16 protein-coding genes and 5 pseudogenes are annotated in these 22,346 nt (G+C 70.5%); 3 read left to right on the top strand and 18 right to left on the bottom strand.

Annotated features, from left to right (window positions below):
- Nucleotides 1–30: 30 nt before the first annotated feature.
- From ACRQ5B_RS11345 to mtrA, 6 genes and pseudogenes are all read right to left on the bottom strand, one after another.
- Nucleotides 31–1,313 (bottom strand): annotated as a pseudogene (locus ACRQ5B_RS11345) (winged helix-turn-helix domain-containing protein).
- Between the two features lie 27 nt (nucleotides 1,314–1,340).
- Entirely contained in the window at nucleotides 1,341–2,060 is a 720-nt protein-coding gene (hpf, locus tag ACRQ5B_RS11340) for a ribosome hibernation-promoting factor, HPF/YfiA family (protein WP_290255687.1), read from the bottom strand.
- Nucleotides 2,061–2,190: 130 nt separating this feature from the next.
- Entirely contained in the window at nucleotides 2,191–3,192 is a 1,002-nt protein-coding gene (locus tag ACRQ5B_RS11335) for a ComF family protein (protein ID WP_432393904.1), read from the bottom strand.
- Nucleotides 3,193–3,446: 254 nt separating this feature from the next.
- Nucleotides 3,447–5,113, bottom strand: a pseudogene (locus ACRQ5B_RS11330) (LpqB family beta-propeller domain-containing protein).
- A 71-nt stretch (nucleotides 5,114–5,184) separates the two neighbouring features.
- A complete protein-coding gene (gene mtrB, locus ACRQ5B_RS11325; RefSeq protein ID WP_432398748.1) occupies nucleotides 5,185–7,011 on the bottom strand; it encodes an MtrAB system histidine kinase MtrB in 1,827 nt (608 codons plus the stop codon).
- 151 nt (nucleotides 7,012–7,162) lie between these two features.
- Nucleotides 7,163–7,837 carry an MtrAB system response regulator MtrA gene (gene mtrA / locus ACRQ5B_RS11320; RefSeq protein WP_432393902.1) on the bottom strand — a complete coding sequence of 225 codons (675 nt, stop codon included), beginning with the start codon at nucleotides 7,835–7,837 and terminating at the stop codon, nucleotides 7,163–7,165.
- 130 nt (nucleotides 7,838–7,967) lie between these two features.
- Here mtrA and ACRQ5B_RS11315 point away from each other — a divergent pair, with 130 nt between their 5' ends.
- Entirely contained in the window at nucleotides 7,968–8,678 is a 711-nt protein-coding gene (locus tag ACRQ5B_RS11315; RefSeq protein WP_432393900.1) for a DUF4166 domain-containing protein, read from the top strand.
- A gap of 18 nt (nucleotides 8,679–8,696) precedes the next feature.
- Here ACRQ5B_RS11315 and ACRQ5B_RS11310 read toward each other — a convergent pair whose 3' ends face one another.
- From ACRQ5B_RS11310 to ACRQ5B_RS11275, 8 genes and pseudogenes are all read right to left on the bottom strand, one after another.
- Nucleotides 8,697–9,740, bottom strand: a complete 1,044-nt coding sequence (locus ACRQ5B_RS11310; RefSeq protein ID WP_432393898.1) for a hypothetical protein — start codon at nucleotides 9,738–9,740, stop codon at nucleotides 8,697–8,699.
- Complete coding sequence (locus ACRQ5B_RS11305) at nucleotides 9,737–10,159, bottom strand: chorismate mutase (protein ID WP_432393897.1); 423 nt, start codon at nucleotides 10,157–10,159, stop codon at nucleotides 9,737–9,739. Before ACRQ5B_RS11305 ends, ACRQ5B_RS11310 begins: the two co-directional genes overlap by 4 nt.
- A 109-nt stretch (nucleotides 10,160–10,268) precedes the next feature.
- Nucleotides 10,269–11,981 carry an ABC transporter ATP-binding protein gene (locus ACRQ5B_RS11300; protein WP_432393895.1) on the bottom strand — a complete coding sequence of 571 codons (1,713 nt, stop codon included), beginning with the start codon at nucleotides 11,979–11,981 and terminating at the stop codon, nucleotides 10,269–10,271.
- On the bottom strand, nucleotides 11,978–12,991 hold the full coding sequence (locus tag ACRQ5B_RS11295) for an ABC transporter permease (RefSeq protein WP_432393893.1): 1,014 nt from the start codon (nucleotides 12,989–12,991) through the stop codon (nucleotides 11,978–11,980). The genes ACRQ5B_RS11300 and ACRQ5B_RS11295 overlap by 4 nt, the downstream gene beginning before the upstream one ends.
- A gap of 1 nt (nucleotide 12,992) precedes the next feature.
- On the bottom strand, nucleotides 12,993–14,084 hold the full coding sequence (locus ACRQ5B_RS11290; protein WP_432393891.1) for an ABC transporter permease: 1,092 nt from the start codon (nucleotides 14,082–14,084) through the stop codon (nucleotides 12,993–12,995).
- A 131-nt stretch (nucleotides 14,085–14,215) separates the two neighbouring features.
- A complete protein-coding gene (locus tag ACRQ5B_RS11285; protein WP_412883521.1) occupies nucleotides 14,216–15,850 on the bottom strand; it encodes an ABC transporter substrate-binding protein in 1,635 nt (544 codons plus the stop codon).
- Nucleotides 15,851–16,065: 215 nt separating this feature from the next.
- Nucleotides 16,066–17,190 carry a tRNA 2-thiouridine(34) synthase MnmA gene (gene mnmA / locus ACRQ5B_RS11280; RefSeq protein WP_290255698.1) on the bottom strand — a complete coding sequence of 375 codons (1,125 nt, stop codon included), beginning with the start codon at nucleotides 17,188–17,190 and terminating at the stop codon, nucleotides 16,066–16,068.
- Nucleotides 17,191–17,332: 142 nt separating this feature from the next.
- A pseudogene (locus tag ACRQ5B_RS11275) lies at nucleotides 17,333–18,558 on the bottom strand (cysteine desulfurase family protein).
- A 111-nt stretch (nucleotides 18,559–18,669) separates the two neighbouring features.
- Between ACRQ5B_RS11275 and ACRQ5B_RS11270 the strand changes: the two are divergent.
- Nucleotides 18,670–19,680, top strand: a complete 1,011-nt coding sequence (locus ACRQ5B_RS11270; protein WP_412883524.1) for a DMT family transporter — start codon at nucleotides 18,670–18,672, stop codon at nucleotides 19,678–19,680.
- On the opposite strand, the gene ACRQ5B_RS11265 is transcribed toward ACRQ5B_RS11270, so the two are convergent.
- From ACRQ5B_RS11265 to ACRQ5B_RS11250, 4 genes and pseudogenes are all read right to left on the bottom strand, one after another.
- On the bottom strand, nucleotides 19,587–20,195 hold the full coding sequence (locus ACRQ5B_RS11265) for a hypothetical protein (protein ID WP_432393888.1): 609 nt from the start codon (nucleotides 20,193–20,195) through the stop codon (nucleotides 19,587–19,589). The genes ACRQ5B_RS11270 and ACRQ5B_RS11265 overlap by 94 nt on opposite strands.
- Before the next feature lie 84 nt (nucleotides 20,196–20,279).
- Nucleotides 20,280–20,879 (bottom strand): hypothetical protein, encoded by a 600-nt coding sequence (locus ACRQ5B_RS11260; protein WP_432398747.1) that lies wholly within the window; start codon nucleotides 20,877–20,879, stop codon nucleotides 20,280–20,282.
- Nucleotides 20,880–21,149 (bottom strand): annotated as a pseudogene (locus tag ACRQ5B_RS11255) (hypothetical protein); the annotation flags it as partial. It abuts the gene before it with no gap.
- A pseudogene (locus ACRQ5B_RS11250) lies at nucleotides 21,056–21,373 on the bottom strand (hypothetical protein); the annotation flags it as partial. The pseudogenes ACRQ5B_RS11255 and ACRQ5B_RS11250, both read right to left, overlap by 94 nt.
- Here ACRQ5B_RS11250 and ACRQ5B_RS11245 point away from each other — a divergent pair.
- The gene (locus tag ACRQ5B_RS11245) at nucleotides 21,350–22,321 is read left to right on the top strand and encodes a J domain-containing protein (RefSeq protein WP_400160340.1); all 972 of its coding nucleotides are present in this window, start codon (nucleotides 21,350–21,352) and stop codon (nucleotides 22,319–22,321) included. The pseudogene ACRQ5B_RS11250 and the gene ACRQ5B_RS11245 overlap by 24 nt on opposite strands.
- The last annotated feature ends 25 nt before the right edge of the window (nucleotides 22,322–22,346 follow it).

Genomic DNA, 22,346 nt, shown 5'->3' with positions numbered 1-22,346 from the left:
AGGGACACAGCGCGGACCGCGCCTGTTCCCTCAAAGCGGATGCAGGCCAGCCACCGCCTGTGCGAGCGCCGGCGCCAGATCGCCCACGGGGGCCACGATAATCCGGTCCAGCTCCAACCACTCTGCCATGAGCTGCAGTTCTGCCGCGAGTTCGACGGCGGTGTCCCCCGGCGCGTCCGGCTCCGCGAAACTGCCGCGGACCAGCAAGCTGCCGGCGGCTCGGTCCGCTTTGAGATCGACGCGGGCGACGATGCCGTCGCGGAGCAGGAAGGGAAGGACGTAGTAGCCGAAGCGGCGCTTGGGCTCCGGCGTATAGATTTCCAGCCGGTAGTGGAAGCCGAAGAGTTCCTCGAGCCGCCGTCGTTCGAAAACCAGGGAGTCGAACGGGCTCAGCAGGGCCCGGCCGGTGGCGGTGCGGGGCAACCGCGCCTCCACGTGCCGGTAGACGGGCCGGTCCCAGCCGGCCACGGTCACCGGTTCCAGCCGTCCGGCGTCGACGAGGTCGGCGAGCGCCTCGGCGGCGGCCCGCTGCGGGGTGCGGAAGTAGTCGGCGAAGCAGCGCAGGGTGCCGATCCCGTGGGCCTGCGCCGCTGCGTCGATCAGGCGGAGCATGGCGGCGCCGGCGTCGGGCCGGCCGCCGCGCTGCTCTTCGCCTGCCGGTCCTGTGCTTTCCGGTCCTGGGATTGCCAGTCCTGCGGCTGCGGCCACGGCGGTGGACGGCAGGACCCGGGAGGTGAGGGTGTAGCGGCGTTCGAAGCTGCCCGTCCGCGACGCCGCCGTCACCGTCCCCTCCTCGAAGAGGTGCTCGAGGACCCGTTTGACGGTGTTCCAGTTCCAGCCCCAGTTGTCCGTGCTCCGGGTTTCCACGTGTCCCAGCCGGGCGGTGAGTTCGGCGGCGGTCAGCGGCGGCCCCGCGGCCAGCTCGGACAGGATCCGCCCGGCAACGTCGCCGCGTTCCTCCGGGTCCATGGCGTGGGCGCCGACCCACTTCCGGTTCTGCCACAGCCTCAGGTCCTCGAAGTGCTCGGGCCGGATGAAGCTGGCCTCATGCGCCCAGTACTCCATCATCCGGCGCGGATGCACCCCGGAGAGGCGTTCCAGGATGCTCCGGTCGTAGTTCCCGAGCCGGGAGAAGAACGGCAGGTAGTGGCTGCGAGCCAGCACGTTGACCGAATCGATCTGGACCAGCTGCAAGCGGGCAAGGTCCGGCCCACCGCCCGTGAACTTACCGGGGCGGCGGGCCGGACCTTGTCCAATCCCTGGGCTGCCAGTGCGATCCGCCGTGCCTGCTTGAGGCTCAGCGTTGCGGGCACATCTTTCCCTTCGTCGGTTGGCCCCGCCTAGGCGGTGGCGGGCTCTCCTTCAGAACGATAGGCGATGATCTTTTCCTCCAGGGGAGCCTCGCCCGGGGCGCAGGTCTGGTCGAGGCTGATCACGCCGTAGGTCCAGCCTTCGCGGCGGTACACGACGGAGGGAGCCTTCGTTTCCTTGTCCACGAACAGGTAGAAGTCGTGGCCGACCAGTTCCATGTTGTCGACGGCTTCGTCGAGCGTGAGGGACGCCGCGGGGAAGACCTTGCGGCGGATGAGGACCGGCGAGTCCCCGGCGGGGAGATCGTTCTCCACCTCGTAGGGGGATTTCTCCTCCGGCTTCGCCTCGGACCAGTGGGCCGCCTCCTCGTAGATCGGTTCGCGGGTGCTCGCCGGTTCCAGGGAGGCCGTCGCCTCGGTCACGGATTTGGGGGTGTGCCGGCCGTGGTGGACCTTCTTGCGGTCCTTGGCCCGGCGCAGCCGCTCCAGAAGCTTGTTATAGGCCAGATCGAAGGCGGCGAATTTGTCCGCCGCGCTGGCTTCGGCACGGATCACCGGGCCGCGGCCCAGGACTGTCAGCTCAACCGTGAGCAGCTCTGCAATCTGCCGGACTTTGGTTTCCTTGGTGACCTTTGCATCCACCCTCTGGACCTTGTCGCCGAGGGAATTGATCTTCGAGATCTTCTCCTCCGCGTACTCGCGGAACCGGTCGGAGACCGTCAAATTGCGACCGCTGATCATGAACTCCATGGTGCCCTCCAAATGACTTCGGTGACACGACGGCGGCACTTCGGGGGGCTCATCTGACGGACAGTCGAGCCCCTTTCCGAGCCGCTATCGACAGGTACATCTGTTCTTGGTACCCATGTTCGACGTTAGTTCATCGCCACCTGTTCTTCACCCTTTTGTGGTTTATTTTTTCCATTGCGGCCCCGTCCGGCGTCCTGCCGCGGGTCTCGGGTTCCGACATATGGGAGGCGGGCGGGCGTGTCGCGGCGAGCACGACCGCTCCCCTGACGTCGGCTCCCGCTGACCGCAGAACCCGGGCCGCTTCCGCCAGCGTGGCGCCGGTGGTGAGGACGTCATCGACGAGGAGACAGGGGCGTCCGGCCAGCGCCGGCCCGGTCAGCCCGCGGCGGATCCGCATCGACCCGCGCAGCCGCCGGGTCCGCCCGGCGCGGTCCAGACCCTTTTGAGACGTCCCGCCCTTCCGAGAGGTCCCGCCCTTCTGAGTAGTCCCGCTCTGCCGGGTGGTCCCGTTCCACGCAACCGCAAGGTTTCGGGTCTTGCGTAGTATGTCGGCGGTTTCCGTCCCGGGCGGCAGGCGCCCGCGGGCCCGGGCGAGGGAGAGAACCAGGTGGACCGGGCTGAAGCCCCGACGTCGGAAGGCGGCGGACGTCGTGGGCACAGGGACGAGCAGGGTGCCCGGGGGCGGTCCGGCGGCCACGAGCGCGGCGCCCAGACACCGGACGAGGTCCTCGGCCACCGCCCGCTGGCCGTGTTTCTTGAACGACAGCAGGGCTTGGGCGAGCTCGGCGCGGTAGACCCCGGCCGCGACCACCGGCAGCAGGACCGAACCGTCCATGTCCATCAAGGCGGGGGCGCGCGACTCGGCCCGGAACGGCCTGCGGGTCAGCTGCCGGAGCCTTCGGCCGCAGGCCGGGCACAGGACCCGGTCCTCCGCCCCGCAGCAGACGCATTCCGCGGGGAGGACGAGCGTCAACAGTTCGGCTGCGGCGGCTGCCACGGCGTCGGCCAGGCGGGCCGACCACGATCGGTAGCGGCCGCGGTGCCCAGCAGCCTCGGGCGCCGGGAGGAGGTCCGGGTCCGCGCCCCGCGCCGGTCGGCGGTGCTGCGGTCGTTCGTACCCGGCGGACGTCATGGCCGTGGCCCGTCCCGGCAGGGGTTGTCGGAGTGGCAGCGTCCCGGGACCAGGCGGCCCCGAGGCCGACGGTTGCCGGGACGGCAGCGCCCCGGGACCGGGCGGTCCCGGGGCGGGAAACAGTGGACGGGGCGGTCCGGGAGCGGGCGGCGGGGCACCGGGTTGAGTCATGGTTCCAGCCTGCACCGCCCCCGTGGCCGCGCCCGCGTCAGGATGCGGCTATGTGGACAACCGGCCCGGCTCCCCGCAGGCTCCTACCCCGGGAAGGCCGGGTCGATGGCGCCCTTGAGTTGCAGGGACCAGCCGTTGCCGAGCCGCTGGAAGATGCCGTCCGCCGATTGGCCGTAGATCTCCGCCGTGCCGTTGCCGGCACTGAGCCCGGTGAGCCCGGCCCATGGGGCCAGCTCCTGCGGGGCGGTGCCGGTCATCGACAGCAGCTCCGGGGTGACGTTTTCCGTCGCGGTCCCCTTCATCACGGCCACCGTCAGGTCGTTGACCCACACCCCTGGTCCGGGTCATGCGCGGTGAGCAGGGTCACGGGGGCGGTGAGATCCTTGGGCGTGCCGTCCGCGTTGCGGATGATGCCGGTGAGCTGCACGCGGGTTTTGCCGTTCAGCGACGAAATCACCATCGCGCGCGTCCCGTCCCGGGCCACCCGGAATTCCTTCACCACGGCTCCGGCGAGCCAGGCGCCGGTGAGCGTCACCGTCGGAACGGTGCCGCCCTCGGCCACCCCGGTGGGCCGGTAGGCGGCGACCTCGGTGGCACCGTTCGCCCCGGGACCGGCGCTCCAGACCCAGTCGAAACGGTCGAACGAGGGCCGGGACAGCGTGCCCCGGTTCGCCAGGGCCCGGGCGGGCTGCCCGGGAATGATCGAGTACAGCGTGGTGCGGCCGGCGTTCAGGAACGCCGCCGCCTGGCTGGCCGGAGACTCGGCGGGGAACCGCGGGCCCAGGGCGCTGACGGACGCGATGTCCGGGAGCGGCCCGATCTTGTTGTTCTCCACCCGGACCAGGTCGTTGTTGCTGACGGCGATCTGCCGCGCCGGCACGTCCTTGTCGCGGATCGGGGGCAGCACGGAGCCGTTGTCGTCCACCCGAACCAGGTCCTGGTTGGCGCGCAGCTCGACGTTGATCACGTCGGGCTGGCTGCGGAAGGTGAGCGCCAGCTGGGTCTGCATCCTGAGCCGGTCCTCGTTGGAGGCGTCGGTGAGGTCCTTGGCCGTCAGATCCACCTGGGCGGCGCCGGAGACCACGGGCACGGATTCCCGGGCCAGTTTGATGCCGGCCGGGAAAGCGCTGACCGCCGCGCCCTTCAGGTACGGGGCGGGTCCGCCCAGCAGGGCGCTGGTCATGGCCTTGACGGTCTTCTTCTTGATGAACCAGCGCACGTCCGGGACCGCGTACGTGAATGTCGGGTCGTAGAAGTAGATCGGGTACGCGCCGTAGATGACCTTGAAGGTCTCCTCCGGGATGGCGGTGCCGTCGGGGATGTCCGCAATCCGCCACTCGCCGTCGACCTTGGTCAGCGTCGCGGGGACGTTCTCGGTGGTGCCCTCCGGCAACTGGGTGGCGATCCCGTCGGCGTCGACCGTGTACGCCAAATCAAGCCGGTAGTTGTAGACGTTCTCGACGGCGGTGGGCACCACCTGCGCCGAGCGGTAGACCAGTACCCGCTGGTCCGGTTTCCACTTCACCGAGGACGCCTGGGTCAGGTACTGCCGCGCCACCGCGTAGTCGTCCTCGTAGCCGCTGCCGGCCAGGTAGAAGTCCTCGATCACGGATTCGGGTCCGGCGCCGGGGCGTGGCGCGACGGGGAAGAATACCGGGGCGTTGTTTGGCTTGCCGGCGCTCTCATCGCTGCTCTTGCCCACCGGGCCGGAGCGGGGAATCTGCGCGCAGGCGCCCAGCAGCAGCACCATCGCCAGCAGGGCCGCCGCGAAGCGGACCAGCCTCCCGGCCCGCGTGCCGGCCGAACGTCCCGTGGTGGTCCTCATGCCTGGTCCTCCCCTGCGGCGGGGCTGTTCGCCGGGCCGCCTGATGTCCCGCCCGCGCCCGTGCCGGGGACCGCAGCCGCACCCGTGCCCGGAACTGTTCCGGGGCCGGCATCCGGGGCGGCGTGGTTCAGAAGCACCATCTGATTGCCGGCGCCGCCGTCGAGTCCGACGTCGGCCGGCTCGAGCTGCAGCGGCGACCGGCCGATGCTCTCGCCCTGGCGCAACGGGAGGGTGAGCCGGAAGTTCGAGCCGCTGCCCTTCTTGCCCCAGGCCTGCAGCCAGCCGTTGTGCAGCTTGGTGTCCTCGGTGGCGATCGAAAGGCCCAGGCCGCTGCCGCCGGTGGTGCGGGCCCGGGCAGGGTCGGCACGCCAGAACCGGTCGAAGACGCGCGCTGCCTCGGCCTGGGTCATGCCGATGCCGTGGTCCCGGACGGCGACGGCGACGGCGGTGTCGTTCGCGGCGACGGAAACGTTGACGGGCCGGCCTTCGCCGTGTTCGAGCGCGTTGAGGATGAGGTTGCGCAGGATCCGGTCGATCCGACGGTCGTCCATTTCGACGATGATGCTGCCCTCGGGCGCGTGCAGGGTCACCTCGGAGCCGTATTCGGCGGCCACGGGGGCGACGCCCTCGAGGACGTGGTCCACCAGCTGCAAGATGTCCGTGGGTTCGGCGTCGAGCATGGCCACGCCGGCGTCGAAGCGGGAGATCTCCAGCAGGTCCGCCAACAGCGACTGGAAGCGTTCCACCTGGTGATAGAGGAGCTCGGCGGACCGCTTGTTGATCGGGTCGAAGTCCTCGCGGGCGTCGTAGAGGACCTCGGCGGCCATCCGGACGGTGGTCAGCGGCGTCCGGAGCTCGTGCGAGACGTCCGAGACGAAGCGCTGCTGCATCTGGGACAGGGTGGCGAGCTGGGTGATCTGTTCCTGCAGGCTGGCGGCCATGTGGTTGAAGGAGGCACCCAGACGGGCCACCTCGTCCTCGCCCTTGACCACCATGCGTTCCTGCAGCTGGCCGGCGGCGAGCTTTTCGGAGACGACGGCGGCGTGGCTGACCGGGCTGACGACGTTGCGCGTGACGTACCAGGCGACGGCGCCGATCAGCAGCACCAGCACGGCCGCGCCGACCAGCAGGACATTCTGGATCTCGTCCAGGGTTTTCTGCGCCGTGTTCAGGTCGTAGATGAGATAGAGCTCGTACACGGTGCCGTTGAACGTCACCTTGTTGCCGACGGCGATGCCTGGCCGGTCCTCGGTGCCCACCGGGAACTCGGTGGAGGCCCAGAACTGGTCCTTGCCCGACTGCTGCACGGCCTTGCGCAGGTCCGGCGGGATGACGGCGATGGTGAGCTGGTCCGAGGCCCGGGATTCCACCCAGCGGTTGCGCGGCTTGGTCTGCTCCGGCATCGCCTCGAAGACGTACCGGCGCTGGATGACCGAGCCGCGGCCCTCGACGGCGTTCAGGGTGTCGTAGACCAGGGTGATGACGCTGGACTGGTCCGTGACCTGGGCGCCGTCGAAGGTGTCCTGGACCTGCTTGACGTTGTAGCGGGTCTCCGATTCGGCCTGCGCCAGCCGCTCCTGGAAGAGGTTGTTGGCGATCTGGTTGGAGAGGTAGGCGCCGACGACGGCGAAGGACCCGATGGCCAAAAGCAGGGTGGTCAGCACGGTCCGGAACTGCAGCGACCGGCGCCAGCGGCGCTGCAGGGCGCGCAGCAGGTAGCGGGTGGCAGGCAGGGTACGGGAGGCGCCGATGAGCACCAGGCGGAGCACGCGGACGGCGACGATCCGGGCGCGGCGGGCCCAGATGCCGGCGCGGAACACCATGGACCGGCCGCGGCGGGTGGTCAGGGCTTCATTCTCCGGCCGCTCCGAAGCGGGCTCGGAGGAAGCGGGCTCGGGGGTCGCCAGCGACGGAGCCTCCGGCCCGGACGTGGCCGGTGCGGGATGGGCCGGTGCGGGGGTACCGCTGCCGGGCTCAGGACCCTGCTTTGTAGCCGACACCACGGACCGTCAAGACAACTTCGGGGGCTTCGGGGTCGCGTTCGATCTTCGAGCGCAGCCGCTGGACGTGGACGTTCACCAGGCGGGTGTCAGCCGCGTGGCGGTAACCCCAGACCTGCTCCAGCAGCAGTTCCCGGGTGAAGACCTGCCACGGCTTGCGGGCCAGGGCCACCAGCAGGTCGAACTCCAGCGGCGTCAGCGAGATCCGCTCGCTGTCGCGGCTGACCACGTGGCCGGCGACGTCGATCGTGACGTCGGCGATGCGCAGGGTCTCGGGGGCCTTCTGGTCGCCCGGGCGGAGGCGGGCGCGGACGCGGGCCACGAGCTCGGCGGGCTTGAACGGCTTGGGGACGTAGTCGTCGGCGCCGGATTCCAGACCCCGGACCACGTCGGAGGTGTCCGCCTTCGCGGTGAGCATCACGATCGGCACGTCGGATTCGGCGCGGATCTGGCGGCAGACCTCGATGCCGTCGATCCCCGGCAGCATCAGGTCCAGCAGGACCAGGTCCGGCTTGGCGGAGCGGAAGACCTCGAGGGCCTGCCCGCCGTCCGCGCAGAAGACGGGGTCGAAGCCGTCGTTGCGCAGCACAATGCCGATCATCTCGGCCAGGGCCTCGTCGTCGTCCACTACCAAAATCCGTGCCTTCATACGTTATATATTCCCTTATTGAAATGGCTTTGTCGTATTCGTGCGGCTCCCGGCATGGCGCGGACCGCCGGCCGGGGCGGGTAGATTCGTCTCAGGGCCGGCGGGCGGCCCGCAGTCCGAGGAGGATGCCGTGAACCGTGTGGACCCCATCTACCGGCTGGGCCTGGGCGGGGACTTCGCCCGGCTGCAGCCCGAACTCCAGGACTATTTCTCCCTCGCCCAGGGCTCCGGCCACTACGGGGTGGGCGAGGGCGTGTTCGACGTCGTGGGCTGCCGGCAGCGCTGGCTGCGACCCTTCATGCGGGCCGTCACCGGTGAGCAGGCGTTCTTCCCCGAGTACGGCGAGGGCATCCGGTTTCGGATCGAAAACCACGCCCACCTGGACCCCTTCGGCCGGCCCAGCCTGACGGCACGGCGCGAGATCTTCTTCCCGGGCGTCACCCGGGTCTTCTCCGACACCACCAGCTGGGACACGACCGGCGGCCGGCACCGGCTGGTGGACTATGTGGGCCGGTACCGCCGGCTGGCCACGGACCTGTTCCTCAGTGTCACCCCGGAAGGCCGGCTCCGCGGTATCTCGGAGGCCTCCCGGTTGCTGCTGGGGCCGCTGCGGCTGCCGCTCCCGGGCCCGCTGGACGCCAAGGCCTACGCCGAACAGTGGTGGGACGCAGCGGAGGGCAAGCACCGGATCCAGGTCAAGGCCATCCAACCGCAGGTCGGCCTGGTGCTGGTCTACGCCGGCCGCTTCGACTACCGGCTGGAACCGTACCCGGACGGGACCGGAGCCCCCGGCTACCTGCCCGCGCACGCCCGGCCGGACCGCTGGGAGTCCCGGGTCTGAGGCGGGGGCTCCGGGCCGCTAGCCCAGGGCGATCTGGTTCAGCGCGTCGGCCGCGTGGGTCAGCCGTGCCAGCACCCTGGTGGCCGACGTCGGCGAGTGGCCGGCCAGTCCCCCGGCGGGGGTGAGCCGGACGGCGCCGAGCGAGGAGGCCGGCAACCCGAGCTGGCGCCAGGGCCGCCAGAGCGCCTCGGCCAGGGTCCGGGCGGGCGGCGGCTCCGCCGCGGGGTCCTCCACCGGCAGCACCCCGGCCCAAATCTTCCGTCCGGACTCCACCGCCCCGGCGAGGAGTTCCCACTGACGGGAGGTCAGGGCGCGCAGCGGCACGGCGATGCCGTCGGCGCCGGCGGCGAGGATCCTCTCAAGCGGTGCCTCCACCTCGGGGACGGCGATAACGACCTCGTCCGCGCCGGCGGCGTGCAGGGCGTCCACCACCAGGCGCCAGGATCCGGTGACCTCGGAGCCGGCCACGGCCCGCAGGGTCCGGTAGCCGCTGGCGGTGGGAATCGTCCCGGCCAGGACGGCGGCGGCGTCGGGCTCCTCCAGCTGGACCACCAGCCGGGCGCCCGGTACGGCGGCGGCCACGGCGCGCAGGTGGGCGCCGACGCCGGCGGCGAGGGACTCGGCGAGGTCCCGCCGCGCGCCGTGGTCCAGCAGTGCCCGCTCCCCGCTGTGCAGGTGCAGGCCGGCGGCGAGGCTGAGCGGTCCGCGGAGCTGGATTTTCAGGGCGTCGGCGGACACCGTCTCGGTGCCGGCGACGTCTGCGAGGACGTTGATGTCGGTGGCCAGCGCGGACCGGGCCCGGCGGGCGTCCTGGCCTGGACGGTCCACCAGCCGCCAGCCGTGCGGCTGCACGTCGACGGCGAGGCCCTCCAGGAGCGCGGCGGTCCGGCCCAGGGCGTCCGAGCCGACGCCGCGGGCGGGCAGTTCCGCCAGGAACGGCAGGTGCGGCCCGCCGAGTTCGCCGCGGATGATCCGGGCGGCTTCCAGCGGGTCCGTCCCCGGCCAGGGCCCGTGGGCGGTGGCGGTGACCTTGCCGGCGGCCCCGGAGTCGGCGCCGCTCACGCCTGAGTGGAGACGGCGGTCCCGGCGGCGTCCGCCCGGCCCGCGGCCTGGTGGTCCTCGGCGATGGCCTCGTGGTGGCGGATGACCTCGCCGATGATGAAGGTCAGGAATTTTTCCGCGAAGGCGGGATCCAGGTGCGCCTCGGCGGCGAGCCGCCGGAGCCGGGCGATCTGGGCGGTTTCGCGGCCCGGGTCCCCCGCCGGCAGCTGGTGCCTGGCCTTGAGGTGGCCCACCTTCTGCGTGGCCTTGAACCGCTCGGCCAGGAGGTAGACCAGGGTCGCATCGATGTTGTCGATGCTGGACCGGATGGAGAGCAGCTCTGCCATCACCGCGGGATCGACCTGGCCGGCCAGGGAACTGGCGGCGGGGTCGTAGTCGTCATCGGCGTCGTGGTGGAGGCTGTGGCTCTGCTCGGTCATTGCTCCAGTCTAGGGGCTGGCCGCCCGATGACCCGGGTGTTAAGCGGCGCTGCCCGCCGTCCGGTGCGGACGGCGGGCAGCGCTGTGATGCTGGGTGCGGGCGCGGGCGTCAGCTGCCCAGGACGGCGCGGAACTGCTCCCGGCGCCGGGCCTGCTCCTCCGGGTCGGGGACCGGGAGGGAAGCGATGAGCTTCTTCGTGTAGTCGTGCTGCGGGTTGCCCATGACCTGGCTTCCCAGCCCCTGCTCGACCATCCGGCCCTTGTAGAGGACGCCCACCCAGTGCGAGAGGATGTCCACCACGGCGAGGTCGTGGCTGATGAACAGGCAGGCGAAGCCGAACTCGGCCTGGATGTCCTTGAACAGCTCCAGGACCTTGGCCTGCACCGACACGTCCAGCGCCGACGTCGGTTCGTCGGCGATCAGCAGTTTCGGGTTCAGGATCAGGGCCCGGGCCAGGGAGGCGCGCTGCCGCTGGCCGCCGGAGAGTTCGTGAGGGTACCGGTCGGCGTAGGCCGCGGGAAGCTGCACGGACTCCAGCAGCTCGCGGGTCCGCTGCCGGGCCTGCGCCGGCGTCGGCTTGGAGTGGATGACCAGGGGCTCGGCGATGCACTCCCCGATGGTCAGCTGCGGGTTGAACGACGCCGCCGGGTCCTGGAACACGAAACCGATCTGCTTGCGCAGCGGTTTGAAGGTGCGCTCCTTGAGGTTGAGCATCTCGTAGTCGAGAACCTTGAGGCTGCCGCCGGTGGTCTTGTTCAGGCCCGCGATGGCCCGGCCGATGGTGGTCTTGCCGGAGCCGGACTCGCCCACCAGGCCAAAGACCTCGCCCTCCGAGAGGGTGAAGTTCACCCGGTCGACGGCCTTGAATGCCGGGCTGCCGAGGCGGCCCGGGTATTCGATGGTGAGGTCCCTGGCCTCGACCAGCACCTTCCCGCCCTGGTGGGCGCGTTCGGTCATCCCCGCCGAGGCGGAGTTGCGGCCCAGGTGCGGGACGGCGGCGAGGAGCTTCTTCGTGTAGTCCTGCTTCGGCTCCGCGAACAGCACCCGGGAGGTGGCCTCCTCGACGACGTCGCCCTGGTACATCACGACGACGCGGTCGGCGAGGTCGGCCACGACGCCCATGTTGTGGGTGATCAGCACGATCGAGGTGCCGTACTGGTCCCGGAGGTCACGGAGCAGTTCGAGGATCTCGGCCTGCACGGTCACATCCAGTGCGGTGGTGGGCTCGTCCGCGACGATCAGTCCCGGGTTCAGGGCCAGCGCGGCGGCGATAACGACGCGCTGTTTCTGGCCGCCGGAGAACTGGTGCGGGTAGTAGTTGACGCGGGTCTCCGGGTCCGGGATGCCCACCTTGCGGAGGGCTTCGACGGCGCGGGCCTTGGCGTCCTTGGCGCTGACCTTGCCGCCGTTGCGGCCGGCGTGCGCGCGGATGCCTTCGGCGATCTGCCAGCCCACCGTGAACACGGGGTTCAGGGCGGTGGAGGGTTCCTGGAAGACCATGGCGACGTCGCGGCCGCGGATTTCCCGCAGCTTGGAGGCGCTGACGCTGATGACGTTGTTGCCGTTGATCAGCACCGCACCGGAGCTGATGGCCGTCTCCGGCAGCAGGCCCAGGATGGTCTTGGCGGTGACGGTCTTGCCGGAGCCGGATTCGCCGACGATCGCGACGACCTCCCCCGGGTTGACCTCGAGGCTGACGTCCTTCACGGCGTAGACGTCCCCGGCGTCCGTGGCGAAGGTGACCTTGAGGTGGTCGATGTCCAGCACGGGGCCGGCGCCGCGGCCGTGCTGGTCGGCTGCGTGGCCGATATTGGTGGTCATGACGTGCTCACTTCTGCTGTTGGTGCTGCCGTGGCCGGGCCGGGTCCGGCTTTGCCGGAAGCCGCCTTCTTGCGGCCGCGCAGCCGGGGGTCGTTGAGATCGTTGATGCTCTCGCCCACCAGGGTCAGGCCGACGACGGTCAGGACGATGGCCAGGCCGGGGAAGACGCCGGTCCACCAGATCCCGGAGGTGGTGTCGGAGAGGGCCTTGTTCAGGTCGAAGCCCCACTCGGCGGCAGACGTCGGTTCGATGCCGAAGCCCAGGAAGCCCAGGCCCGCGAGGGTCAGGATGGCCTCCGAGGCGTTGAGCGTGAAGATCAGCGGCAGGGTCCGGGTGGCGTTGCGGTAGATGTGCCGGGTCATGATGCGCACGTTGGAGGCGCCCACCACCTTGGCCGACTCGACGAACGGTTCGGCCTTGAGCCGGATGGTCTCGGCGCGGATAACCCGGAAGTACTGCGGGATGAACACCACGGTGATGGAGATCGCCGCGGCGAGGATGCCGCCCCAGAGGCTGGAGCGGCCGCCGCTGATCACGATCGCCATGACGATGGCCACCAGCAGGGACGGGAAGGCGTAGACGGCGTCGGCGATGACCACCAGGATCCGGTCCAGCCAGCCGCCGATGTAGCCGCTGACCAGGCCGAGGATCACGCCGATGAAGATCGACATGATGACGGCGACGACGATCACCATGGCGGCGGTCTGGGCGCCCCAGACGACGCGGGAGAACACGTCGTAGCCGCCGACGGTGGTGCCGAGCAGGTGCTTGCCGCCGGGTGCCTGCTGGGCGGGGAACCCGCCGTCGGCGTCGGAGATCTGCGCGAAGCCGTATGGCGCGATCAGCGGGGCGAAGACGGCGGTGAGCAGGAAGATGGCGGTCAGGATCAGGCCGGTGACCAGCATGCCGCGCTGCAGGCCGACGCTCTTGTTGAAGTGGGACACGACCGGCAGGCGCCGGAACCACGGTTCCCTGCGGTTTTCCGCGGCGATGGTGGATTCAGTGCTCATGTCAGTACCTCACGCGGGGGTCGATCAGCGCGGCGACGATGTCCACGATGAAGTTGGTTACGGCCACGATCACGGCCAGCAGCACCACGATGCCCTGGACGGCCACGAAGTCGCGGGCCGTCAGGTAGGTCGCGAGCTGGAAGCCCAGGCCTTTCCATTCGAAGGTGGTCTCGGTCAGCACGGCGCCGCCGAGCATGACCGCGATCTGCAGGCCCATGACCGTGATGATCGGGATCAGCGCGGGCTTGTAGGCGTGCTTGGTCACCAGGCGGTATTCGCTGACGCCGCGGGAACGCCCGGCCTCGACGTAGTCCTTGCCGAGGGTGCCGATGACGTTGGTGCGCACGAGGCGCAGGAAGATGCCGGCGGTGAGCAGGCCGAGGGCGACGGCGGGCAGCACCGCGTGCGCGGTGACGTCGCCGAGCGCGGCCATGTTGCCGCTGCGCAGCGAGTCCAGCCAGTAGATTCCGGTCGGTGCGGACAGCGCGGTGAGGGCCAGTTCCGTGGAGGTCTTGGCCCGCCCGGCGACCGGCAGCCAGCCCAGCCACACGGAGAAGGTCAGCTTCAGCAGCATGCCGGCGAAGAACACCGGGGTGGCGTAGCAGAGGATCGCGAAGATGCGCAGGACGGCGTCGGGGGCCTTGTCGCGGCGGTGCGCGGCCAGCATGCCCAGCGGAATACCTACCACCAGGGCCACCAGCAGGGCGTTGATGGACAGCTCGAGGGTCGCGGCGCCGTAGGTGGTGAGCATCTCGGAGACCTGGCGGTTGTCCGAGAGCGTGGTGCCGAAGTTGCCGGTGATCAGCTGGCCCAGGTACTCGAAGTACTGGACGAAGATGGGCCGGTCATAGCCGGCGGCGTGGATCCGCTCGGTCAGCTGCTCGGGAGGGAGCCGGCCGCCGAGGGCGGCCGTGATCGGATCGCCCGTGATGCGCATCAGGAAGAACACGAGCGTCACGAGGATCAGGATGGTCGGAAAGATCAGCAGGAACCTGATCAGGATGTATTGGCCCAGTCCCCCGCCGGACGACTTCTTCTTGGTCGGCATCAGGCCGTCGGCATCGCTGGGCGGTGCCTCGATAAGTGTTGTCATTGGTACCTAAATGTGTGTTTCCGTCGGCTTCGTGGGCCTTGGGAATCGGTTGTCCTGCCCTCAGCACGGAGGCGGGACGCCGCGCGGGCGCCCCGCCTCTGTGGCTGGTCAGGACCGGATGGGGATGGGACCTACTTGGAAATTACGCCAAGCCGGGTCTTGAAGGATGCGTCGAGGGTCTTGTCGACGCCCTGGACGTCCTTGCCGGCAACCATGAGCTGGGCGCCCTGGAGCAGCGGCAGGGAGGGCAGGTCCTTGGCGACGGCCGTCTGGGCGTCACCGAGCACCTTTTCGCGCTCACCCTTGTCAACGGTGGTGAGCTGCTTCTTGATCAGGTCCGTCACGGCCGGGTTCTCGTAGTGGTTCTTGAGGAAGTTACCCGGGATGAAGAACGGGGTCAGGTAGTTGTCGGCGTCGGAGTAGTCCGGGAACCAGCCGAGCTGGTAGACGGGGTAGACGTCCTTGGTGCGGTCCTTGGAGTAGGTGACCCACTCGGTGGACTGCAGGTCGACCTTGAAGAGGCCGGACTTCTCCAGCTGTTCCTTGATCATGGCGTACTCGTCGCCGGAGGACTTGCCGTAGTGGTCCGGGTTGTACTGCAGCTTCAGCGTGACCGGGCCGGTGACGCCGGCGTCGCTGAAGGCCTGCTTGGCCTTGTCCAGGCTGGGCTTGCCGTTGCCGTCGCCGTACATGTCCTTCATCGGCTTGATGGCGCCGACGAAGCCGTCCGGAACGACGGAGTACGCGGGCAGGTAGGTGCCCTTGTAGACCTGGGAGGCGATCGCGTCGCGGTCGACGATGTCGGCCATGGCCTGGCGGACGGCCAGGGCCTTCTTCGGGTCGGCCTCGGGGGTCTTGGCGCCGAAGGGCATGGTGTCGAAGTTGAAGACGATGTAGCGCAGCTCGCCGCCCGGGCCCTTGTGGACCTTGACCTTGGAGTCCTTCTCGAGGTCGGCGGCGTCGGTCGCGGTCAGGCTGCGGCCGGCGACGTCGATGTTGCCCTGCTGGACATCGAGCTTGAGGTTGTTGGAGTCGGCGTAGTACTTGATGGTGGCGCTGTCGTTCGCCGGCTTGCCCAGGAGGCCCTTGTAGTCGGGGTTGGCCTTGAGGCTGATCAGTTCGTTCTTCTTGTAGCTCTCGATCGTGTACTGGCCGGCGAAGGGCTTGGCCTTGACGATGTCGTCGTCGCTCATCAGCTTGTCGGCCGGGAAGACTTCTTCGTCCACAATCGGGCCGGCGTTGGCGGCGAGCACGCCCGGGAAGACCTGGTCGTTGCCCTGCTTGAGCTTGAAGACGACCGTGGTGTCGTCCTTGGCGGTGACCGAGTCGAGGTTGCCCAGCAGCGATGCGGGGCCGTTGTCATCGTTGATCTTGACGACGCGGTCGATCGAGAACTTCACGTCCGAGGAGGTCAGGGCGTGGCCGTTGGCGAACTTGAGCCCGGACTTGAGCTTGACGGTGTACTCGGTGGGGCTGGTGAAGGAAGCAGACTCGGCAATGTCCGGGCTGGAGTCGGCCGTGCCCGGCTTGGAGTTGAGCAGGAACGGGTAGATCTGGTTCATCACCATGAACGAACCGGCGTCGTAGGAACCTGCCGGGTCGAGGGTGACCACCTTGTCGGTGGTGCCGTACGTAATGGCGCCGCCGGAGGCCGAGCCACCGGAGGACGTTCCGCCGCCGGAGGGGCCGGTGCAGGCCGTCAATGCAAAGGCGGAAACCCCGGCCAGCGCGATGGCGCTCTGCAGGGCCTTTTTGTTCATTGCCATCTGTGAACTTTCTGTTCGATGAGTGCTCGTGGGCCGCCGAAAAGCTCGACTCGGGGCGGCGCACGGTCCTGATTTTCTGATTCAACCAGAACACCGCAGGGTGTACCGCTAAATCTTGTGAGTTGAGACACAAAATTTACACCACGCGGGGCATCTCATCGTTTCCTTCAGGTTTCGGGCCGGTTTCCGGCCCTCCGGAAGGAAGGCAGCGGCGGCTAGAGGGCCGCCCTCTGCAGGGAGCGGGCGGCGTCGATCGTCGCCTGCCCCAGGACCCGGCTGCCCTGGTAGAGCACCACGGTCTGGCCCGGGGCGACGCCGCGCAGCGGCTCGGCCAGCGTGACCACCAGCTCGCCGGATCCGGCGTCGTGCTCCATCCGGGCCGACGCGGGCACGGGGTCGCCGTGGGCGCGGACCTGGGCGTGGCAGTCGAAGTCGGCGCCGGTGGCGATCTCGGCGATCGGCAGGCCGGCCCAGGAGACCTTGATGCCGCGGATCTCGTCGATGGCCAGGAGCGCCTCGGGGCCCACCACCACCTTGTTCTCCTTTGGGCGGATCTCCAGGACGAAGCGGGGCTTGCCGTCGGCGGCGGGCGTGCCGAGCTTGAGGCCGCGACGCTGGCCGACGGTGAATGCGTTCGCGCCGGGGTGTTCGCCCACCTTGGCGCCGGTCTCGTCCACGATGTCGCCGCCGGTCATCTCGATCTTCTCGGCGAGCCAGCCGGCGGTGTCGCCGTCGGGGATGAAGCAGATGTCGTGGCTGTCGGGCTTGTTCGCCACGGACAGGCCGCGGCGTTCGGCCTCGGCGCGGACCTCGGCCTTGGAGGGGGTGTCCGCGAGCGGGAACATCGAGTGCTTGAGCTGTTCGTGGGTGAGCACGCCCAGGACGTAGCTCTGGTCCTTGGCCCAGTCCGCGGCGCGGTGCAGCTCAGGGTTGCCGTCCGCATCGGTGATGACCTTGGCGTAGTGGCCGGTGCAGACGGCGTCGAAGCCGAGTGCGATTGCCTTCTCCAGCAGCGCGGCGAACTTGATCCGCTCGTTGCAGCGCATGCACGGGTTGGGCGTGCGGCCGGCAGCGTATTCGTCGATGAAGTCCTGGACCACGTCCTCCTTGAACCGCTCGGAGAAGTCCCAGACGTAGTACGGGATGCCCAGCACGTCGCAGGCCCGCCACGCGTCCCGGGAGTCCTCGATGGTGCAGCAGCCGCGGCTGCCGGTGCGCAGCGTTCCCGGCATGCGGGAGAGCGCCAGGTGGACCCCGACGACGTCGTGCCCGGCTTCGACCGCGCGGGCTGCTGCGACGGCCGAATCGACGCCGCCGCTCATGGCTGCAAGAACTCGCATACTGGCTTTCTCTGGGGATTGGGAGGAGGGCGCCGGAATAACACACCGCCCAGCCCCGATTCTACCGCCGCGCCGGAGGCTGCCCCAAAAACCGCCCGGACCGACGTCGGCGGTGTACCAGCCGGCGGCGCCGTCGGGAGGCCTAGCCCGAAGCGTTGCGGCGGGCCAGGGTGCCCGCGGTCTGGATGCTGGATTCGTGGCCGGCCATGCCGGCCTGCCGGGCCCGGGCGTACGCGCCGGGCAGGGCGGCCAGCAGCGCGTCGACGTCGGCGTCGGTGGAGGCGTGGCCCAGGCTGAAGCGCTGGGCGCCGCGGGCGGTGTCCTCCTCCAGCCCCATGGCCAGCAGCACATGGGAGGGACGCGGGACCCCGGCGGTGCAGGCGGAACCGGTGGAGGACTCCACTCCGGCGAGGTCGAGGAGGAACAGCAGCGAGTCGCCCTCGCAGCCGGGGAAGGTGAAGTGGGCGTTGCCGGGCAGCCGGCCCTCCCCCGGGGCGCCGCGCAGCACCGCCTCGGGCACGGCGGCGCGGACGCCGTCGATGAGCCGGTCCCGCAACGCCGCGATCCGGGCGGTCTCCTCCCCAGCCGGGCCGTGGCCGCCTCGCCGGCGGCGGCGAACGCCGCGATCGAGGCGGTGTCCAGCGTGCCGGAGCGCACGTCACGCTCCTGCCCGCCGCCGTGCTGGACCGGGGTGAGGGTGACGGCGCGGCCCAGGACCAGGGCCCCGACGCCCACCGGGCCGCCGATCTTGTGGCCGGAGATGGACATGGCGTCCAGGCCGCTGGCGCGGAAGTCCACCGGCAGGGATCCGAAGGCCTGCACGGCGTCCGAATGGACCGGCACGCCGGCGGCATGGGCAAGCCGCACGGCCTCGGCCACGGGCTGGATGCTGCCGACCTCGTTATTGGCCCACATCAGCGTGAGCAGGGCGATCGATTCCGGATCCCGCTCCAGCTCGGCCGCGAGCGCGGCCAGGTCCAGCACCCCGTCGGAGTCCACGGGCAGCCAGGCCACCTCGGCGCCCTCGTGCCGTTCCAGCCACTCGACCGTGTCCAGCACGGCGTGGTGTTCAATCGTGGAGCACAGGATCCGGGTGCGGCGGGAATCCTGGCCGCGACGGGCCCAGTACAGGCCCTTGACGGCCAGGTTGTCCGCCTCGGTGCCGCCGGAGGTGAAGATGATCTCGGAGGGGTGCGCCCCCGCAGCGGCGGCGAGCGCCTCGCGGGCATCCTCGACGGCGCGGCGGGCCCGGCGGCCGGAGCCGTGCAGCGATGAGGGGTTGCCGGTGCGGGCAAGCTCCCTGGTCAGGGCGGCGAGCGCCTCCGCGGCGAGCGGGGTGGTGGCGGCGTGGTCGAGGTAGGCAGGCACCCTCCAATTCTATCGGCGGCGCCCGGCACGCCGGCGGGGGCCGAAGAAGGGTTGCGGAACGACGTCGAAACGGTTGCCAATCCGGTCCCCGCGCTGGTGTACATTCAAGCGGTGAAAGCGCCCCTGTACCTGGTCCTGGCTACCTTGTTCTGGTCCGGCAACTTCGTCGTCGGGCAGGCCGCCGTGGCGTCCATGTCGCCGCTGGACCTGACCTTCTGGCGCTGGACCCTGGCCGCCCTGCCGCTGCTGGCCCTGGCCCACTTCGTGGAGAAGCCGGACTGGCGCGCGGTGTTGCGCCGCTGGCCGGTGCTGCTGCTGCTCAGCGCGTTGGGGATGAGCGGCTACACCCTGCTGCTGTACGGGGCATTGGGCTTCACCTCCGCGGTGAACGCCTCCCTCATCACCGCGGCGAACCCGGCCCTGATCGTGGTGCTGGCGGTGCTGTTCCTGGGCGAGCGCACCACCCGGCTGGGCTGGCTGGGCATCGGCCTGGGACTGCTGGGGGTGCTCCTGGTCCTGACCCAGGGCCAACTGGAGCGGATCCTGAGCCTGTCCATCAACACCGGTGAGCTGCTGATGATCGGCGCGATCGTGGTCTGGGGCTGCTACACGATCATCGCCCGCCGGCTGGCGTTGCCGCCGATCGCCGCCACGGCGGTGCAGGTGGCCATGGCCTCCGTGACCCTGGCCCCGCTGGCGCTGGCCTTCCACGCCCGGCTGCCGGACACCCCTGCGGAGGCCTGGTCGCTGGCCTACATCGCCGTGTTCCCCTCGCTCGGCGCCTACCTGTTCTGGAACCTGGCCCTGCGGACCACTCCGCCCGGGACGGCCGGGAACTACCTGAACCTGATGGTGGTGTTCACCGCCGCGATCACCGTAACGCTGGGCACGCCGCTGACGGTGGTGCAGATCGTCGGCGGGATCCTGGTCATCGCCGGAGTCCTGCTGACCGGGTTGCGGGGCCAGCCCCGGGCCCTGCCGCTCACAGCGGCCCCGGCTACGGCGTCTTCGGCGTCGTCCCCGGCGCGTCAGGATGACGGCGGCAGCACGGCCAGGCGGGCGGCGACGTCGGCGCGGGCCGCGGCCAGCGAGCCCCGGTCCGGGCACGCCACGGACACGTAGACGGACGAGCCTGCCTTCGCGAACATCCGGGCGTAACTGACCGCTGCCCGCGTGCCGGTCGCGCCGCCGTAGTACACCAGTACCTCCACCCGCGGGCCGGGCTTGTCCGCGTCCCCGCCCCACCGGAGGGTGTCGGTGGCGAGGTAGCCGGGCAGGATGCTGGGGTCCAGGTAGTGGAACAGCGCCTCGGTGGAGGCCTTGTCGTTCCCGGGAACAGACAGCGGCCCCTGGTTGGTGCTGACCCGGGCCGCCACCTGGCAGCCGTCGGCCTTCTTATAGATGCTGGCCCCGGCGGTGCCTTGGCCCGCGGCGGACCAGCCGGGGGCGTCCTTGAGCCCGTCCGAGAGTTGGACGGGGACCCCGGCGGCGAGGCTCTCCCCGCACTGAACGGCAGGTCGCGGGCGGCGACGGCGTCCGCGTCGTGGCCCGGGGTGACGGTAGGGGTGGCGGGGGCCGGCACGCCGGTGGAGGTGGCGGGCGCCGGGACGGCCGGGTCGGGGACGCCGACGCTGCACCCGGACACGGCCAGCAGCAGGACGCCCAGTAAGGACAGGGCCGCAGCCGGGGCGCGGCGGAACGAGCGGGCGGGCATCGGACTCCTAGGCCAGCACCCGGAGGGCCCCGGGCACCACGTCGATGGTCAGGGGCAGCGGTCCCAGCCGCTCGCCGTCCGCGTAGGCGACGACGCCGTCGGCCTCGAGCACCACCCGGCGCACCCGGCGCAGTTCCACGGCGGGGTGGCCGACGTGCCGGCCGGTGAAGACCTTGGGAAAGACCGCCAGGAGCGCGGCACGGGAGAGCGGGTGCACCACGAACAGGTCCAAAAGACCGTCCTCCAGGCTCGCCTCCGGCGCGATCGCCATGCCGCCGCCCATGGAGCGGCCGTTGGCGACCGAGACCAGCATGGCGCCCTGCCGGCGGCGCTCGCCGTCGACGGTCAGGGTGTAGTCGATGGCGGTGAATCCGGCCAGCTCGCGGAGCATGGCCAGGTTGTAGCGGGACTGGCCCCGCGGCCAGCGCCAGGCGTTGGCGCGTTCGTTGACGGCGGCGTCGAAGCCCGCGGAGAGGACGCCGGCGAACCAGTGCGTCCGGCCGGCGGAGACCGCCCGTCCGGCATCGATCCGCCGGCCGCCGGAGCCGAGGGCGGCGAGGACGCGTTCCACCGCGGCCGGAATGTCGTGCCGCGGCAACTCCAGCATCCGGGCCAGGTCGTTGCCCGTGCCGGTGGGGATGATACCCAGCGGGGTCCCGGCGGCAGTCCCTGCAGCGGCTGAGGGGCGCGGCCGTCGGCCCCGGCGACGGCGGGCACGGCGGCGAGCGCGTTGACGCCCAGGTGGACCATCCCGTCGCCGCCGACCACCACCAGGGCGTCCACTCCGCCGGCGACGGCGTCGGCCACCCGCGCCGCGAGGGCGGCGTAGCTGTCCTCGCAGAGAAGCTCCACCTCCGCACCGGACGCCCGGAAACACTCCGCCGCTGCCCCGCCCGCGTGCCGGCCGCGGCCGAACGAGGCGCGGGGGTTCACGGCGAGGGCGATCTTCATGGCCTGAATTATGCCAGCCGCGGGGGAACCTTCCACGGCTCCGCGCTCGTTGTTCCCCTCAAGCCGGTTAAACTGGCGACGCCGGGGCCGCCGGCGGGAAGTCCCCTCGAGGCAAAGGAACGGTGCGTGACGCAGGGCAGCAGTTCGCATTACCAGGTCCTTCGGATTCCGGTCACGGCGACGGAGAAGGACATCAAGGTGGCGTACCGGAAGGCCGCACGCACCGCCCACCCGGACCACGGCGGGGACCCGGCCACCTTCCGTCGCGTCACCCTGGCCTACGAGACCCTCATCGACGCCCGCCGCCGGGCCGACTACGACCGTTCCTACGGCAGCGGAACCTCGGCCGCCAGCAGGATTCCGCCGGAAGACGAGGGCGCGCACTTCGACGCCCCGGCCGCCGGCAGCCGCGCCTCGGCCCACGTGCGCCGGCCCAACACACCGCGCAGTACAGCCGCCGACGCCCCGGTATATGTCCCCTCCTTCGAGGAGCTTGCGGCGGCCGGCGAGGTGCCGCTGATCCCTGCGTCGACGGCGCGCCAGCAGGTCCACGGGATGCCCCGCCGCCGGGGCATCTTCGGTGCCGAGGCCCGGATCCAGCGGGAACTGCGCACGGTGCAACTGCTCTCCCGCCAGGTCCTCCCCGGCATCCCGGCCGCCCGGCTGATCAACGGGCTGCAGTCCCCGGCGGACAACAGCCACATCGACCACGTGCTGCTCTCCGGCTACCGGATGGCCATCATCGGGTCCATGCTGCTGCCCCCGGGCGCGTACGCCTGGGACGGTCGCACCCTGAACCACGGCGGCCGCTCGGTGGCGCCGCCGCAACTGGCCCACGTGGTCCGGCGGATGCAGGACATCTTCCCCGAACTCAACGTCACCGGCTGGACCGTGGTCCACAGCACCGACGGCAACCTGCACGAGCCGGTGATCGACCGGCCCGGACGCCGGCGGGGCGGGGAGGACGCCCTGGAGACCGTCCAGGTGGTCAACGCCGCCGGCCTGGCGCGGGGACTGAAACAGTTCCTCGGCTCGGGTCCGGCCCCTAACACGGTCCTGGTGCCGGTCCTGGCCCGGCTGCTGCGCGGGATGCACTAGCGGCCGGGGCCGCTGGCTAGGATGG

This window comes from Pseudarthrobacter sp. L19 (assembly GCF_050859435.1).
Lineage (GTDB): Bacteria > Actinomycetota > Actinomycetes > Actinomycetales > Micrococcaceae > Arthrobacter.
Note: the sequence above shows the minus strand (reverse complement) of the source record. Positions and strands in the feature narration are given on the sequence as shown.

What these genes read in the sequence shown, in the direction of transcription:
- hpf (WP_290255687.1), bottom strand. Translation starts at nt 2,060, where the DNA reads ATGGAGTTCATGATCAGCGGTCGCAATTTGACGGTCTCCGACCGGTTC.
- ACRQ5B_RS11335 (WP_432393904.1), bottom strand. Translation starts at nt 3,192, where the DNA reads ATGACGTCCGCCGGGTACGAACGACCGCAGCACCGCCGACCGGCGCGG.
- mtrB (WP_432398748.1), bottom strand. Translation starts at nt 7,011, where the DNA reads ATGGTGTTCCGCGCCGGCATCTGGGCCCGCCGCGCCCGGATCGTCGCC.
- mtrA (WP_432393902.1), bottom strand. Translation starts at nt 7,837, where the DNA reads ATGAAGGCACGGATTTTGGTAGTGGACGACGACGAGGCCCTGGCCGAG.
- ACRQ5B_RS11305 (WP_432393897.1), bottom strand. Translation starts at nt 10,159, where the DNA reads ATGACCGAGCAGAGCCACAGCCTCCACCACGACGCCGATGACGACTAC.
- ACRQ5B_RS11300 (WP_432393895.1), bottom strand. Translation starts at nt 11,981, where the DNA reads ATGACCACCAATATCGGCCACGCAGCCGACCAGCACGGCCGCGGCGCC.
- ACRQ5B_RS11295 (WP_432393893.1), bottom strand. Translation starts at nt 12,991, where the DNA reads ATGAGCACTGAATCCACCATCGCCGCGGAAAACCGCAGGGAACCGTGG.
- ACRQ5B_RS11290 (WP_432393891.1), bottom strand. Translation starts at nt 14,084, where the DNA reads ATGACAACACTTATCGAGGCACCGCCCAGCGATGCCGACGGCCTGATG.
- ACRQ5B_RS11285 (WP_412883521.1), bottom strand. Translation starts at nt 15,850, where the DNA reads ATGGCAATGAACAAAAAGGCCCTGCAGAGCGCCATCGCGCTGGCCGGG.
- mnmA (WP_290255698.1), bottom strand. Translation starts at nt 17,190, where the DNA reads ATGCGAGTTCTTGCAGCCATGAGCGGCGGCGTCGATTCGGCCGTCGCA.
- ACRQ5B_RS11260 (WP_432398747.1), bottom strand. Translation starts at nt 20,879, where the DNA reads ATGCTGGAGTTGCCGCGGCACGACATTCCGGCCGCGGTGGAACGCGTC.